Annotated in this window: 17 protein-coding genes; 7 read left to right on the forward strand and 10 right to left on the reverse strand. The window is 43.1% G+C overall.

The window, feature by feature from the left end:
* Window positions 1-200 precede the first annotated feature (200 nt).
* Window positions 201-1,526 (reverse strand): type IV pilus twitching motility protein PilT, encoded by a 1,326-nt coding sequence (locus F6K63_RS04600; protein ID WP_008190847.1) that lies wholly within the window; start codon window positions 1,524-1,526, stop codon window positions 201-203.
* Window positions 1,527-1,604: 78 nt separating this feature from the next.
* On the opposite strand from F6K63_RS04600, the gene F6K63_RS04605 reads away from it, so the two are divergent.
* Both F6K63_RS04605 and F6K63_RS04610 read left to right on the forward strand, forming a co-directional pair.
* The gene (locus F6K63_RS04605) at window positions 1,605-1,745 is read left to right on the forward strand and encodes a hypothetical protein (protein ID WP_154659978.1); all 141 of its coding nucleotides are present in this window, start codon (window positions 1,605-1,607) and stop codon (window positions 1,743-1,745) included.
* Window positions 1,746-2,627: 882 nt separating this feature from the next.
* Window positions 2,628-3,002: a hypothetical protein gene (locus F6K63_RS04610; RefSeq protein WP_044495632.1), complete on the forward strand. Its 375-nt coding sequence runs from the start codon at window positions 2,628-2,630 to the stop codon at window positions 3,000-3,002.
* Between the two features lie 227 nt (window positions 3,003-3,229).
* Here the strand turns inward: F6K63_RS04610 and F6K63_RS04615 are convergent, their stop codons facing one another.
* Window positions 3,230-3,862 carry a hypothetical protein gene (locus F6K63_RS04615; protein WP_287263256.1) on the reverse strand — a complete coding sequence of 211 codons (633 nt, stop codon included), beginning with the start codon at window positions 3,860-3,862 and terminating at the stop codon, window positions 3,230-3,232.
* 723 nt (window positions 3,863-4,585) lie between these two features.
* Between F6K63_RS04615 and F6K63_RS04620 the strand changes: the two genes are divergently transcribed.
* Window positions 4,586-4,957 carry a hypothetical protein gene (locus F6K63_RS04620; RefSeq protein ID WP_229419075.1) on the forward strand — a complete coding sequence of 124 codons (372 nt, stop codon included), beginning with the start codon at window positions 4,586-4,588 and terminating at the stop codon, window positions 4,955-4,957.
* A 511-nt stretch (window positions 4,958-5,468) separates the two neighbouring features.
* Here F6K63_RS04620 and F6K63_RS04625 read toward each other — a convergent pair.
* From F6K63_RS04625 to F6K63_RS04640, 4 genes are read right to left on the reverse strand one after another with little or no spacing between them, the layout of a single operon-like run.
* Entirely contained in the window at window positions 5,469-7,379 is a 1,911-nt protein-coding gene (locus F6K63_RS04625; RefSeq protein WP_287311019.1) for an NACHT domain-containing protein, read from the reverse strand.
* Window positions 7,322-7,921, reverse strand: a complete 600-nt coding sequence (locus F6K63_RS04630; RefSeq protein WP_287311021.1) for an NACHT domain-containing protein — start codon at window positions 7,919-7,921, stop codon at window positions 7,322-7,324. The genes F6K63_RS04625 and F6K63_RS04630 overlap by 58 nt, the downstream gene beginning before the upstream one ends.
* Window positions 7,922-7,965: 44 nt before the next feature.
* Window positions 7,966-8,550 carry a hypothetical protein gene (locus tag F6K63_RS04635; protein ID WP_287254792.1) on the reverse strand — a complete coding sequence of 195 codons (585 nt, stop codon included), beginning with the start codon at window positions 8,548-8,550 and terminating at the stop codon, window positions 7,966-7,968.
* A 23-nt stretch (window positions 8,551-8,573) separates the two neighbouring features.
* The gene (locus F6K63_RS04640) at window positions 8,574-8,756 is read right to left on the reverse strand and encodes a hypothetical protein (RefSeq protein ID WP_131827218.1); all 183 of its coding nucleotides are present in this window, start codon (window positions 8,754-8,756) and stop codon (window positions 8,574-8,576) included.
* Between the two features lie 26 nt (window positions 8,757-8,782).
* Between F6K63_RS04640 and F6K63_RS04645 the strand changes: the two genes are divergently transcribed.
* A complete protein-coding gene (locus F6K63_RS04645; protein WP_008190831.1) occupies window positions 8,783-9,652 on the forward strand; it encodes a Uma2 family endonuclease in 870 nt (289 codons plus the stop codon).
* Between the two features lie 149 nt (window positions 9,653-9,801).
* Window positions 9,802-9,963 (forward strand): hypothetical protein, encoded by a 162-nt coding sequence (locus tag F6K63_RS04650; protein ID WP_008190829.1) that lies wholly within the window; start codon window positions 9,802-9,804, stop codon window positions 9,961-9,963.
* 168 nt (window positions 9,964-10,131) lie between these two features.
* Here F6K63_RS04650 and F6K63_RS04655 read toward each other — a convergent pair whose 3' ends face one another.
* The 4 genes from F6K63_RS04655 to F6K63_RS04670 form a co-directional block, all read right to left on the reverse strand.
* Window positions 10,132-11,013, reverse strand: coding sequence for a tRNA-dependent cyclodipeptide synthase (locus tag F6K63_RS04655; RefSeq protein ID WP_008190827.1), 882 nt, complete (start codon window positions 11,011-11,013; stop codon window positions 10,132-10,134).
* Between the two features lie 178 nt (window positions 11,014-11,191).
* Complete coding sequence (locus F6K63_RS04660; protein WP_008190826.1) at window positions 11,192-11,677, reverse strand: TerB family tellurite resistance protein; 486 nt, start codon at window positions 11,675-11,677, stop codon at window positions 11,192-11,194.
* Window positions 11,678-11,911: 234 nt separating this feature from the next.
* The gene (locus tag F6K63_RS04665; RefSeq protein ID WP_202799283.1) at window positions 11,912-13,054 is read right to left on the reverse strand and encodes an agmatine deiminase family protein; all 1,143 of its coding nucleotides are present in this window, start codon (window positions 13,052-13,054) and stop codon (window positions 11,912-11,914) included.
* Between the two features lie 9 nt (window positions 13,055-13,063).
* The gene (locus F6K63_RS04670; protein ID WP_267872122.1) at window positions 13,064-13,189 is read right to left on the reverse strand and encodes a hypothetical protein; all 126 of its coding nucleotides are present in this window, start codon (window positions 13,187-13,189) and stop codon (window positions 13,064-13,066) included.
* A gap of 501 nt (window positions 13,190-13,690) precedes the next feature.
* On the opposite strand from F6K63_RS04670, the gene F6K63_RS04675 reads away from it, so the two are divergent.
* Both F6K63_RS04675 and F6K63_RS04680 read left to right on the forward strand, forming a co-directional pair.
* Window positions 13,691-14,518: a Uma2 family endonuclease gene (locus tag F6K63_RS04675; RefSeq protein WP_008190822.1), complete on the forward strand. Its 828-nt coding sequence runs from the start codon at window positions 13,691-13,693 to the stop codon at window positions 14,516-14,518.
* Window positions 14,519-14,601: 83 nt separating this feature from the next.
* A complete protein-coding gene (locus tag F6K63_RS04680; protein ID WP_008190821.1) occupies window positions 14,602-15,351 on the forward strand; it encodes a Uma2 family endonuclease in 750 nt (249 codons plus the stop codon).
* Window positions 15,352-15,499 lie beyond the last annotated feature (148 nt).

Below are 15,499 nucleotides of genomic sequence, written 5' to 3' on the forward strand. Positions count from 1 at the left end.
GATATCATGTCCGTTTGAATACTTACACTTTGGTAAATCGAAGGCAGAGGGCAGAAGGCAGCTTTGCTGAAGGAAAGGAGTAAGGTTTGAAGGGAGAAGGTTTTTCATCACTAATTATCCGGACATGATATTAGGGGTTAGGTTTTAGGGGTTAAGTCAGTATCCCTAATTCCTAATCCCTATACAAGCCTGCCTAATCCCTAAATCCGACCGCGCAACATCATTGCAATCTCGTTGGGAGTGGGTGACTTTTCCAAGGCAGTTTCCTCAGTAATACGCCCCTCTTGGTAAAGAGCGAACAAGGATTTATTTACGGTAACCATACCGTCAAATTCACTGTCCGCCATCAGTTGTTCAATTTCTTCGTATTTGCCCTTGAGGATGTAATCCTTAATGGATTCAGTATTAATCAGGATGTCATGAAAAGCAGCACGCTTGCCATCGGTAGTACGGCACAACCCTTGGGAAATGACTCCTACTAGGGCTTCTGATATGGACACCCGCATGGGAGCCTGTTCTTCTGGATTGTAGAGATTGAGAATCCGCTCAATGGTTTTCACGGCACTGTTGGTATGCAAAGTACCCATGACCAAGTGACCAGTTTGAGCAGCTTTCAGAGCTGTATTGACTGTTTCTCGATCTCGCATTTCCCCAATCAGAATCACATCGGGGTCTTCCCGCAAAGCGGCTTTCAACGCCCGGTCAAATTTACGGGTATGCATTCCTACTTCCCGCTGTTTAACCAGAGATTTTCGACTTTGGTGGATAAATTCAATGGGGTCTTCAATGGTAATTATATGCCGCGCCATCTCTTTGTTCATATAGTCTATCATTGCGGCCATGCTGGTAGATTTTCCGGAACCTGTGGGACCGGTGACCAAAATGAGACCTTTATGGTAATGACAGACATCTTTCAGGATTGGTGGCAACCGCAACTGCTCAAGGGTCAATATCTTCAGGGGAATAATCCGCAAGACCATGGCAGGACCAAGAAGGCTATCGAAGACATTAATCCTTACCCGACTAAACTCGTACTGAGTTGCCCCATCAAATTCCAACTCTTCTCTAAAGCGCCGGATTTCTTCATCAGTCATTACTTCCTTGAGCCAACAGTTAAATGTTGCGTGATCGGTGAGTGGATATTCGGTTGGCTCCATTTCACCGCGACTCCGGAAACGGGGAGTTTCACCAACACCTAGATGAATATCAGACACTCCTTTCTCAAAAGCCTCACGGACAATGCTTTCTAAGCTTGACTGTCCAGGGGGCAGACCGATGCTATGGGGTGTCTGCTGGTGCTGATTGGCGGATGGTTTTGCTTGGACGTTAGTGGCTGAATTCTGAGCTGCTGTGGCCACAGGCCGAGGGCGTGAGGCTACTGCGGCACCGGCTTGACTGCTTCTTGGAGCCATGGCTCTTGGTTGTGCAGGTCTCGATTGATTGGCTTGAGCAGATACTGGTCTAGACGCTATATTCGAAGGCGGTGGTGCTGGTGCAATCCGGGGTGAACGCTGTGGGTCTGTCATCTTTCAACTACCAACTACAGTTGGGCTACGAGAATTTATTTTACAAACTCTTACATTAAGTTTTCCCAACAGTTAGGGTTGAGTATAACTTATAACAGTTCTACCTTAGGTAAGGGATTTTCGTCCTGGGTTAATGGGAGTCGGGAGTCGGGAGCGGTGCGACCCGTGGCGAATTTAATTACGGGTCAAGCGCACCGAGGGAGTCGGGAGTCGGGGTAAGAAAATTGAGTGTACCTGATAAGTATGAGAAACGCTATAGACCAATTTCATTTCTTCGAGCTATAAATGGTGAGGAGGTGATGTGTTTATAGGACTATGTATGTTTTGAAATTCGTCAGCTGTCACCATCTAATTGTTTGTTATTGTTTGTGATTGTTTCTTTTTGAGTAAGCAGGAAAAGCTCTAAAACCCTCTCCCCTGCTCAAGACCAGATTTAAGATCACCTTGAGGGCGGGGCGCAAGCCGTCAGGGCGCAAGCAAAGGGCCCCATTGATTCAAAGCACCCCTAAGATTAGGGTTGAGCAAGGGACGGGGGGGAAAGTCCTAATCACAAATACCTAATATGAGTAATTATCCTTAATTATCAGTAATTATGCTTAATATTAGAAAACTATTCAATTTGGATAAAAAATATTAAGCAAAGTATAATAAATGTTAAGCAAATCGGAGTCAACCCCTCACCCATCCTGATCCGATTCGGTGACCCTAGTTCCCTTTCTTGTTCTTGCGACTCTATAACTTATCTCTATAACTGATTCGGTCTATATAACTCTAACTATAACCCTATAACTGATTGGGTCTATATCTTCGGTCCATGTATCAGCGATCAAAAATTGCTTCATCTGTCTAATGGTAGATTATGGGTCTGTCTTAAGATAACCAATAATTTCCGGCTTTTAACGATTGTAACAATTTTGATACATAGGTCGGACGAGTTGACTGTAAACTTTTTTGACAAAAGGTTCATCTTCATCAAAATTTTACCTATACTGAAACTCACCTAGAAAATTTCCAATCAAAGAATTTACTCAAAGACAGACCCTGTCAATGAATGACAGACACTGTCAATTCATTTTTTTAATGATTACTGGAGAAAACACCATGGCATTAACCACAAGTCAAAGCTTGACACAAACTGATTCATTAGCAGTGGTCAAAAGCTTTTTAATTTGGGCATTTACCTTGGCAGTTTGCTTACTGGTTGTCGGTTTTCCGTTGATTGTATTGATGGTGACCACCGGCGCTCTGTTAGCGATCGCTCTACAATCGATTCTGCCGGTTAGTGCTGTATTACTAGTAGCAGGTAGTATGATTGGAGTAAATGTTTTAGCAGTGATATTAGGTGCAGGAGTCTTAACCTTTAAGGGGGTTCATCCTCAGGAAGTTCGTTGGTTAAATTGGCTACATGGCGAGCCTGATCTGATCCAGACTCCCGTTTATGCGGCTTGCCCCCTCACCTGTAACATTATCAGGTAACATGATCAGATAGTCACATAGAAGGTTTGTGAGCTGACCCAAGTCTCGGAATGTTAATAATTGATGACCTTCTAGGATCTCAAAAAAGGGTACAAGGTGTGGGAGTGTTTTCTCTTTTCCGTCTAAAGGTCATCAAGGGTCAGCACCCTGCCCGTTCATAGACGGGGCTTCCAAACATTCCACGATTTTTTGTAATAAAGCCAAGCTTTGGTAAGTTGATTGGTTTTTCAGCAATTTTCCCGGTCTTGACCGGGTTTTTTGATGAGAACATTCAAGAGTATCCTACGAAGGTTGAAGGTTGCAGGTTGCAGGTTGCAGGTTGCAGGTTGCAGGTTGAAGGTTGAAGGTTGAAGGTTGGTTGACGGTTGCAGGTTGAAGGTTGAAGGTTGGTTGACGGTTGCAGGTTTAAGGTTGCAGGTTGAAGGTTGCAGGTTGCAGGTTGCAGGTTGCAGGTTGAAGGTTGCAGGTTGTTCGCCTTTGGCGTTCGGTGTAGGGTAGGTTGCAGGTTGCAGGTTGAAGGTTGGTTGATGGTTGCAGGTTGTTCGCCTTTGGCGGTTCGGTGTAGGGTAGGTTGCAGGTTGCAGGTTGAAGGTTGGTTGACGGTTGCAGGTTGCAGGTTGCAGGTTGTTCGCCTTTGGCGTTCGGTGTAGGGTAGGTTGTTCCCGTAGCGTGGCCGAAAGGCCAAGGTTGGTTAACGGTTGCAGGTTGCAGGTTGTTCGCCTTTGGCGTTCGGTGTAGGGTAGGTTGCAGGTTGAAGGTTGGTTGAAGGTTGGGTGAAGGTTGGGTGAAGGTTGCAGGTTGAAGGTTAGTCGAAGGTTGGTCAAAGGTTGGTCAAAGGTTAACGGTTGCTTCGCTACCAATTACCCATCTCCTCATCTCCTCATCTGGCCAGATGGCCAGATGGCCAGATGGCCAGATGGGGGAGATTTTTATTGGGTGCATCTCATATTTGTAAAAAAGATCGGAAGTGTGGGAAGTGTGGGGCCCGGGCGCGGGGAGTGTGAGGAGTGTGGGAATTTTCGCCCGAATTTTTGCCTAATTGCAAAAGTGATGCAGCTTCGGAACAGGGGAGGCAGCGCCGCCAAAGGGGGTTCCCCCCACTCGCGCTTTGCCGTGGTTTCCCCCACTCGCGCTTTGCATCAAGACACTGAGATGCACCCTTTTTATTAAGGGTAATTATCCCGACATAATATAACAATCAATTTCAGTACTTAAAAAATCAAATATTATCACTGTTCCCTGTTTCCTACCTTGATAAGTAAATTTTTAACTTGGGGCAATCACTAAGTTTATACTGCCATGATCCAGATTTAAGCTACTAGCTAAAAAAACTACCATTCTAATCGTTATATTTTAAATAATTATTAACTTTTATGTAAATTACCTTGATTTTTTTGATTTTATTGTTGACAAGAATAGTAGCCATTGGTTATACTATAATCATTGGAAAAAGAGCCGCGATCATCGGCCACCAACCTGGAAGCGCGGCTCTCCCCCCCAAGTTAAATGGAGGTAACTCTATCATGCCAAAAAAACGATTCGTTTATCATCCCATCGATTATCACGAAGCTTTCGCATAGCGTGTGCGTAGCACAATGGAGCGCCTGGAACAGCTTGCACAACAGAGGGAGTTAAAGGGCGAGTATTCCTATCCCTATCCCATTACCGAGCGCGAGCAAATCTTGATCCGACTTTACAGTTACTCCGAATTGGGTATGACACCGCAACGGTTTTACAATAAGTGGGACTTGAGTCGGGAAGATATGGCTTTAATCTGCTCTTGTTCCGTTCACACCGTTAACGGCTGGTTTAACACCAGTCGTCGCTGTTACCCTCCCACTCCTGGTCACTTGCGCCATCTGGCCATTATGGATCTCTTGTTGGAGGATTTCGAGACAATTCCTAAACCGTTATTGGAGCGATTGTTGTCGAAGGGTCTTGAAGGCAGAATGTAGAATTAAGAATGTAGAATTAAGAATGTAGAAGGTAGAATGTAGAATTAAGAATGTAGAATTAAGAATGTAGAATTAAGAATGTAGAATTAAGAATGTAGAATTAAACACCTACACAGAATTAATTACCTACTCTCAATTTCTGTAATCCTGACATTGTAAGGTTTTTAATTTTGTGAAATGTGTAATCAATTTTGTATACCTGCTTACAAATTCTAAATTATAAATTCTACATTCTAAATTAGAATCTATTCCCATGGTTTTATTTTCACAATTAAAATAGGGATGCTAGACTGGATTTAATGTAACCTAAAATGACTCTCCCAAGGTTTTCGACTTTGGGAGTATTTACTTGCTGTTAAGCAATTTACTATATTTCATAATACTTATCAAGCCTTTTTGAAACCTTATTGATAATAGATAGCAGTTATCAATAAGGTGAGGTAAATCAGTTAAGAATTTTAGTAAATCAGGTAACAGGTAAAAAATCCTGTATACTTGATTACTATCAGAACTAGCGTAACTTTGCTAATTTCTCTTGAGCAAATTCCCGCAGTTTAGGATCGGGGTCATGCTCTGCTCTATTTTTCAATAAAGACCGGGTTTGGGAATGGTTAGGATAATATTTCAGGATGGCCTGAAGGGCTACTTGTCGAGGATTGACATTGTCGTAATCCTCGTCTTGATCACGCTCAAAGGGGTCATGGAGAATGCGATGCTCTGAAAGAGCCGCTACGCGAACGCATAAAAATTCCCATAACCAAGGCTGATCGTGCCAAGCTTGAGCTAACTGTTCAATTGCTGTACTTCGCAGCCAGGAATCTTTATCAGAACGAACCGATTCTTGAAGTATGGCTAAGGTATCTGGGTGGTCTTGGTAACCTTGAGCTAACTGTTCAATTGCTGTAAGTCGCACCGACGAATTTTTATCAGAGCGAGCGGATTGTTGAAGTAGGGCTAAGGTATCTCGGTGGTCTTGGTAAGCTTGAGCTAACTGTTCAAGTGCTGTACGTCGCACCCACGAAATCTGATCAGAGCGAGCGGATTCTTGAAGTAGGGGTAAGGTATCTGGGTGGTCTTGGTAACCTTGAGCTAATTGTTCAATTGCAATACCTCGCACCCACCAATGCTGATCAGAGCAAGCCGATACTTGAAGTAGGGGTAAAGTATCTCGATGGTCTTGGTAACATTGAGCTAACTGGTAAATTGCTGTACCTCGCACATCCGAATCAGTATCGGAGCGAGCCGATACTTGAAGTAGGGGTAAGGTATCTCGATGGTCTTGCCAATGGGTGGCTACTCCTACAACAGCTGTAGTGCGTATATAACGGACTAAGAATCCCTGATATTCATACTTTTTATAATCATAATTTAGATCATAGTGAATTAAGTCTTTGAAGCAATTCAGTAATTCAGTATCCGTTGATTTAATATCATACCGATTCCTGACTTCAGACAAACAATCCCCTGCCAGAAATAAATTATGAAACTTATCCCCTTCTCCATCTTTTGCCATCAAATACTCAATAATCTCTCCACCTTTCTTGGAATCAATCATGCCCACAATCAACTTGATCACTTCATGCCAAGATTCATCCTGCCAGTGTTTACCAAATACCTCGTTTTTCAAATGTTCTAGGGAAATTTCCTGTTTTTTTTCAAATTTACTGACAAATTCCCAAGCACAGAAATATTCCAAAAATGTCCGATGCACAAAGGCGTAGTAATCGGCTCCCATGAAACACAAGATAAAATTGCGGGTGCGCAACTGATTAATCATTACCTTAGCAACGGCTCTGGGATTAGTAACCTCCCGTAATTTCAGCTCATCTTTGATAATCCTTTCTAAATCCTCTCCACTAATCAGATTTCCCGCTAACCCTGCTTGATTTTCATGCATAAAATATGCCACTTTTCCAAGCATTTGTTGCTTATCTTTATAATCAATCGTCTTGGGATCAACACGATTATCTTCTAGTAATGCTCGTTCCACATCCCATTGATGGAGCAGTAATCGAGACGCTTGGTTGTAGAGTTCAGAGCGGTCACGAGGCAATTCTTGATTGCGGTTCAGGATTGCCATCATAGTTAATAATAGGGGATTTTGCGCCAGTTGTCGAATTGGAGGTGATGTGTCTATTGCTTTTTGTAAGCGCTCGCGTTTCCTAACTTTATCGGCTTGATTAGTAAAGGTTAACTCGTGCCAGTGCTCGATAAAGGTTTGAATTTGTTCTGACTCCAAGTCTTGGAGCATCACATGACGAAATTGAGCATTTCGTAGCCGTTGGGGTTTATAACCAATGAGGCGAGATGTAACAATTACTCGTACCTTAGGATAGGTATTGGTAAAGCGATGAATATCAGTAATCACATCTTCTCGTTTCCCTGGCTCAAAGACTTCATCCAAGCCATGGCCGTTGGCCACGCTACGCGAACAAACATCACTAAAGCTTTACCAGCCTTTAACTGGTGATGCAGTTGATGTTGATTGAGATGACATATCGCTCCACTGCTTTGATGGCAGAATTCCAAGAAGTTATTACACTGTCCACTATCGCGATTGCGGATATAGGTACGTAATTCAATCAGTAAGGGAATTGGTAGAGAAAGGGCAGTAGTCAGATCCGTTCTTGCCCAATTTAATGCTAAATATTGCAGCAAGGTAGATTTACCGGAGCCTGGGTCTCCTAAAACCACCAAATAGGGATAACCTTGAGAGTCATTAATAACATCCAATACAGATTTAATTGGCTGTTGATGATAAGCGTCTTTAGCTCGTTTCAACTCCTCTATATCAATTGCTATGTCTAGTTGACCACTGTCTCCTAGTTGTCTATAATAATCTTTAGGAAGTTCATGAATAGCTGACGGCATCAGGTCATGAACCTCTCGCACATTTTGGGGGATAAATATCGTCCAGAGTTTTAGTTCGTTATAGGCACAAGCATTGGTATCTAAACTATCCAAGCCCAGATTACCGTAACGCTCTAGGAGTGCTTCTTGATAGGTGCTTAAGTCAAAGTCTGGGATAATGCCTGCGGTAGCTTTAGTGTTTTCTGCGATCGCGTAGCGTAGCCCTTCGGGCTAATCGCATCCAAGGTTTGGGAATCTCGGATAGGCCGTAACTGATCCGACTCCCGGATGATAGTGTGTACTTGCTTGAGATACTGTCTAGCAATATACTTCCAACGAAATTCTTCTGGTAATGGTAATAACTTAAGCTCAATCCAAGTCTTGGTTAATGTCTCGGTATCTATGTGTTGACAGCCATATTTAAACGCACTTCCTAGGATAGCTTTAATGGATTTGTTTTTAATATACTGCTTGAGGGGTTTAGTATACTGTTTTAATTCTTGCTTGGATAACTCAGCATCTTCCAATTCTCTTTCAACTAAGGCTACAAATTCTTTTAAAGCTTTACCGAAGAGTTTTTTCTGGGTATTTTGATCCGATAGTCCAGTATAGTCTTTGATGGATTCTTTGAAAAAATCTTTGGTGTAGTCTTCTAGAGCTTCTTTGGCCAAGGGACCGATCACTTCTTTGGCGAGATAGCCACCGGCACTAGAAATTCCCCAAACTGCTAACCAATCCAGCATGATATTGGTATTTGTTTTTTAGTTTATCTATTAGTATAGAGCAAAGGGAAAAGGGAGTAGGGAGTAGGGAGTAGGGAGTAGGGAGTAGGGAGTAGGGAACTTCGGATCTGGGAACAGCGGATCTGGGAACAGGGAGCACAGCTGATGGCTGACAGCTGACAGCTGACGGCTAAATGCTTACCGACAGTTGCTAAAATCAAAATCATGAGTCGGAAAAAATTGAGGTAATCTCATGTCTGTTGCCAAACCCTTATTTGAGCAGGTTATTCTCCCTCATCCGGCCAAAGAAACCCTGCCCACCATGTATGATTTACCCAGTGAAGATCCCGAGGAACCGGGTTTGCCTGACGAATTTCATCTTTGGCAACCACAACTGTGTAGTGAGACCTTTCGCCCTCCCAATTATGAGAGCGATCGCGTTTTTGTGGCCAGTGACTTAAATTTATATTATGACCCCAACCATACCGCTTGGTACAAACGACCGGATTGGTTTGCTGTAGTGGGGATTTCCCGATTTTACCAGGGACGAGAGCTCAGAATGAGTTATGTGATCTGGCAAGAAGACGTCAGACCAATTGTGGCCATAGAGTTGCTCTCTGCCAGCACCAAAGATCAAGACCTTGGTTACAGTGAACGAACGGGAGAACCACCAACGAAATGGGAAGTGTACGAGCAAATTTTAGCGATTCCCTACTATGTTACCTTTGACCGAGTCAGTAACGAATTACAACTTTTTAAGTTAGATGGCGGCAGCTATCAACCACAAACATTAGACAATTCCCAATTTTGGATGCCTGAGTTGCAATTGGGTTTAGGACTATGGCTTGGTCAATATCGGGGATTGAATCGGTTGTGGCTACGTTGGTATGATCAACAGGGAAATTGGATTCCTACTGAGGCAGAACTTGAACGTCTTCGAGCTGAACAGGAACGGCAACGAGCTGAACTGGCTCAACAACGAGCTGAACAGGAACGTCAAGAGAAGGAACTGGCTCAACAACGAGCTGAACAGGAACACCAACGAGCTGAACAGGAACACCAACGAGCTGAACAATTAGCAGAACGGTTACGACAGATGGGTATTAATCCCGATGAAATTTAACCCCTGTCTGAGTTGGTGGGTGTATCTCATTAAAGCTGTTTGACCCGGTGGTGGGTTAGATTATGTTCGGATAATTGGGGACAATACTGATAGATTGGCAATCTTTTTCAGTGCTACTGATACTGACGATAATTCCTTAAACGCAGTGCATGGCGAAAATTCGGAAAACCGTTGTGAACACGATTGGGTTAAATCCAGATTACCTGATTCCCGTTCCCAAAGAGACGATTCCGAAAACAGGGATCGGCAAAATTCAGCGCCAGGAATTGAGAAAAAGATTCGAGGCTGGTGAATTCCATGGAATCTTTTGAAAGGCTGAAGTCAGGAGTCAGAAGTCATAATTTCAAATACCTCCTGTTATCTGATCGCGTTTTCCATACCTATGAGGTACACAGGATTTTTTACCTGTTCCCTGTTCCCGATTCCCGATTCCCGATTCCCGATTCCCGATTCTGCAACCACCATTGACCTCAAAGCCCTTAGATGCTTTCTCCAGCAGTAGCCTTCCTTTTAAGACGCAGGCTGACCCAGATCATTTGCTTGAGAGGTAAAGGAACCTCTGGGTGCAACCCTTCCGCAATTTCTTCAAAAGTTTTAATTGACCCAGGATAAACAAAAACTGGCCATCCTTCTTTAGCAAGGCAGGTAAACACAGCTGACTCTTCCAGCAGGTAGGTGATCGCCAGGTGCTTTTGCCTTTGGAGAAGCTGCTCTACTTCCTCTTCTTCTGACTGTTCCCCCCGATTAAGATAGGTTTGGGCAAAGGAGTTTACCATCCTTTGAAAGGATTCATCCTTTTGATAAAGACCCTGAAAGTCTTTGTAATAGATCTCAAATTCTGATTGGTTCTCTATTTGGGAAGCCATCTGGAATTGGAATTGACAACTTCCAGAGTATTGCTGGAACAAGAAACGGTTTTGATTAATAAAGGTCTCTCCAGTGCGAATTGCTTCCAGCCAAGCTTCATCCCCTTTAAGTCCCTGTCTAAGCTCGATTGTCAATCGGTAGATACTATCGCAAACTAGTACTAGGCAAGCTTTGAAGTGTTCGCTAATCCATTTAATTGAGGCTTCGAGTCGCTCACTATCAACGAAGTTTCTGCTTCCCAGACTGATAATGAAAAAACAGTTTTGATAATCAGAGAGGGAGCTACGTAGGCGACGAGGGAAGACCTTAGCTAAGCTTGCCTTATACCTATGAACTTTGCTCAGATTGGCAGTAGATTGGGTCAACTTTAAGTCGCGTATCTTAAGATCGATTGCTTTGATTATTTGAGACTGAAGCAACTTCAACTGTTCTAGTGAAAGCTGATTCCAGTCAAAATTTTCAATGATCGTTTCTTCGTCCCTGTGGCTACTCATTCTGTTATACCAAATCCCCTTGACTGAGACTTTATTCAAAACAATCAAAATCCTTGCCTAGAGAGGATTTTAATATTTGTTTAATTACTCTATCATAACCAGATTTGGTATTAGATGTTTTTGGCCGTCAGCTGACAGCTGACGGCTGACAGTTTACGGCTGAATGCTTACAGCCGAATTAAACGTCGGTTTCAAATAAGGAAAGGCGCAATCGCTCCGCTGAATCTTCTAGTTCTGCCAGAGACTCAAGGCTCACCGCCATGGTTTTTTCAATCCCTAAAATCTCCGCCGCTTTAGCCACAGATGCTTTTTCTTTGTCATGGTAATTACCATCCGCTCGACACATCTTGATCGCTTGGTACAACATGCTTCGGCGAAAATTCAGCGGAAAGTCATACTTTATCCCACTCAATAGCTCCTCAACGTTAGCATTTTTCCAATCGAATTGGCGGAGCGCTTCAATGTATTCTGCAGATTCAACAAAGTTCATTTGCTGTTCGTCAATATACCACTGGAATTCTCCTTCTGCCAGTTCGCCATCTGCTCCAGCAATTGCCATTAAAGTACCGCCGTAATTCATGGCTACCTCAAAATCAATTGGTTTAGTAATGTTATATCTCTTATTACCATATGGGGTCGGCTGGAGACTTTTTCCACTTGTCATAGTTTTCCTCTCTGTTTTTGATTTAGGTGTTTTGAGCAAATTTATTCTACCACAAGATAAATTGATGGGAGCATGGGGTAAACCCCCTGTTTGTCAAGTCAAGTTTATAAAACTCAATACTTTGAGGTTAATCACCTGTAGTTTGAGAAGATTATCAAGAAAACTATCTAATAATTTATAATATAAAACTGTACTAAAATCATAGACTGTTTGTTAAATTTTGCTTAAATTATTTTAGCTATTAGCCACAGGTACCTGTTGGGTAATACAATGAATTCCTCCTCCACCTTCAGCCAGAATCAGACTATTTACACCAACAACCTTCCGCCCAGGGAAAACCTCACGCAGAATAGCAAGGGGAGCATCATCTTGGCTGGAGTCACCAGCAATCGGAACGATTACCGCACCATTAGCAATGTAAAAATTCATGTGAGCAATATCTAAGCCAAGAGGAATCTCAACAATCTCAAACTTACGTCCACGAGCATCAGTACTTTGTTGTAATCGATGCTTAGCATCCCGACAAATCTTGTAATTTGGATCATTAGCATCATCAGTGCTATGGAGTAAGACCAATCCAGGTGCGGCAAATGCGCAAATGCCATCCACATGTCCATCTGTCACGGGATCAGGTACGATACCACGACCCAGCCAAACCACTGTTTCAGCCCCGAGATAGTCCTTCAAAAGTCTCTCAACTTGAGACTTACTCATCGTGGGATTGCGATTAGGGTTAAGTAAACATTCCTCAGTAGTGATAATAGTGCCTTCACCATCTAATGTGACACCACCGCCCTCCAACACTAGAGAGGATGAGTACATGGTTGTATCAAGATAGTGGCACAATCGCGCCTTAAGTAAAGCATCGTCCTGATAGGGGGGAAACTTACCACCCCAACCGTTGAACGTAAACCCAGCTACCCGACGTGAACCCTTGCCGTTCACCAAAAACATTGGACCGGAATCCCTGGCCCAGCCATCGTTTACGGGAAATTCAATTAGTTCGATATCTGAACTCAACAAGCCTTTAGCCACACCCTTGTCTTGAGGATGAACAACCATCGAAACCGGTTCAAACTCATTGACAGCATTCGCCACTGCTGCCCATTCCCGCCTTGCCTTCTTCAGACCATAGCCTTTCCAATTCTGAGCTGGAGGAAACACCATGATCGTGAATTCATGGGGCTGCCATTCCGCTGGAAAGAAAAAGCCATCCTCAAGGGGTGTTGTCTGCTGTAATAACGTAACTCCACTGCTGCTATAGTCCGGCATTCTACTACTAACCTCAGTTCTCACCCTTGAGCAGACTGCTGACATACCCAAGGCACTAGCAGCTGAAACAAGACTTAACTTTAGTAACCTTCGACGATTCAACATAGCGTGTATCTATTCTAGAGTACTTATCACTTGGGTCGGGAGTCCGGAGTCGGGAGTCGGGAGTCGGGAGTCGGGAGTCGGGAGTCGGGAGTCGGAATCCTGCCATACTTCCAACACTTCCGACACTTCCGACACTTAACACACTTTTTGATGGTCAATGCTAGCAGCGGTATCATAGAGTGGCTCAAATGTCCAGTGACAGGTGATCTGTTTTTTCTACTGATGGTCAAATTAAGGTAATTAGAGATTCTGTAATGCGGTGTGATTGCAATTACACCTTTGGGTAATGGGGAAAGTCTTTTTACCATTACCCTTATTTCCCATACAGAAAATGCTCACTAATGTAAGCTATCAGCTATCAGCTATCAGCTATCAGCTATCAGCTATCAGCTAATGCGCTATGGGAACAGCTTTTGAATCAAACAGGTAAGCATTGGTTTAATCTCAGTGAAGTCACAGCTTCGTTCGCACAGCGTGGCCAAACGCGCACGCGTGGCCGAAAGGCCAAGGCCAAAGCCTGTGCCACGCTGACCGCTGACCGCTGACCGCTGACTGCTTACTCACTAATACCAAGTCCGGTTAATTTGTTAAGTTTCAAGTTTCTAGTTTCAATTTTAATCGAATGGTGTCTTTCCTATGACTAAAGTACCTATTACTAAAGTAACTGACGAACTCAAAACCGAAATTTTCTACCCCGACAGTGATGGTAAGCCTATGACAGAAAGTGATCCTACTCGGGATTATCTGATTTATGGGGTAAACGCCTTAAAAAGTTATTTCAAAAATCGGGAAGATGTTTATGTTTCCGGTAACTTATTTATTTACTACCAGAAAGGAGAACCCGATCAGGTAGTCTCTCCCGATGTATTTGTGGTTTTTGGCGTAGAAAACAAACAGCGAAGAAGCTACAAAACTTGGGAAGAGGGAGGAAAACTGCCCAGTTGGGTATTAGAAATAACCTCAAAAAGCAGCCGGAATAGTGATCAAACCACAAAAAGCCAACTATACCAAACTATGGGAGTATTAGAATACTTTCAGTATGACCCTACTGGGGATTATCTTAACCCGCCACTTAAGGGATTACTTTTGGTGAAGGGAAAGTATAAACCTATCCCCAGCAAGTCTTTAGGGGATGGAGATTTTTCTATTGATAGTGAAGTCTTAGGTCTAGAGCTTCAAGTGCATCAGGGAAAACTAGAATTTTTTGATCAGAAGCTGGGTACAAAGCTATTAAATTTTCAAGAACTGGAGATAGCTTATCAGCGAGCAAAGTTAGAGCAAACCACAGAAGCTCAAGCCCGACAACAAGCGGAGTTAGAGCGAGCTGCTGAAGCTCAAGCCCGACAACGAGCGGAAGAAGGGCTACAGAATGCTATTTCCCAGTTATTAAGCTTAGGCTTGACTGTTGAACAGATAGCTGAAGCACTAAATTTATCAGTGCCAGAGGTTAACCGTCACCTTTAAATTGGTTATTCCCCCTTACCTATTCCCTATTCCCTGCTCCCTATTCCCTATTCCCTATTCCCTGTTCCCTGTTCTAATCACCAATGACTAATGAGCAATTAAAACCTAAATTTTTTTATCGCAATACTAATGGTACACCAATGGCAGAAAGTGACCCTAACCGAGATTATATCATTTATGGCGTAGAAGCCTTGAAAAACTATTTCAAAAATCGAGACGATGTTTATGTTTCCGGCAACTTATCGATTTACTACCTAGAAGGCGTATATGATGCGGTAATTGAGCCTGATGTATTTGTAATTTTCGGAGTAGAAAATAAACTACGAAAACACTACAAAGTTTGGGAAGAAGGAGGAAATTTACCGAGTTGGATATTAGAAGTAACTTCAATAAATACTAAGGGAACTGATCAAAGATTTAATCGCCAAACATACCAAGATATGGGAGTATTAGAATACATGCAGTATGACCCTGTGGAAGATTATCTCCAACCACCCCTGAAAGGATTACGTCTGGTGGAGGGAAACTATGAGCCTATAGCTAGCAAACCTTTAGGAGATGAAGATTTCTCGATTTACAGTGAAGTCTTAGGTTTAGAACTTCAAGTGAATCAGGGAAAACTAGAGTTTTTCGATCCGAAGTTGGGAAAAAAGCTATTAAACTTTCAAGAACTGGACATGGCTTATCAGGAAGCTGAACAAGCACTACAGCAAACTGAACAAGCACTACAGAAAGCTATTTCCCATTTATTAGGATTAGGGTTAAGTGTGGAACAGATAGCTGAAGCCTTGAGCTTATCAGTAGAAGACATTAATCACAGACTGCAAGAATAACTAAGGTCAGTTTTGGATAAGGAGGAGCGAAGGGAGTAGGCTGAAAGTGTTTAAGAATTCAGCCGTCAGCCGTCAGCTGTCAGCCATTGGCGTAGCGTGCGCGTAGCCCATAAGCTGATACGCGACACGCTGATAGCTGATAGCTGAA

This window comes from Moorena sp. SIO1G6 (assembly GCF_010672795.1).
In the GTDB taxonomy this organism is placed as follows: domain Bacteria; phylum Cyanobacteriota; class Cyanobacteriia; order Cyanobacteriales; family Coleofasciculaceae; genus Moorena; species Moorena producens.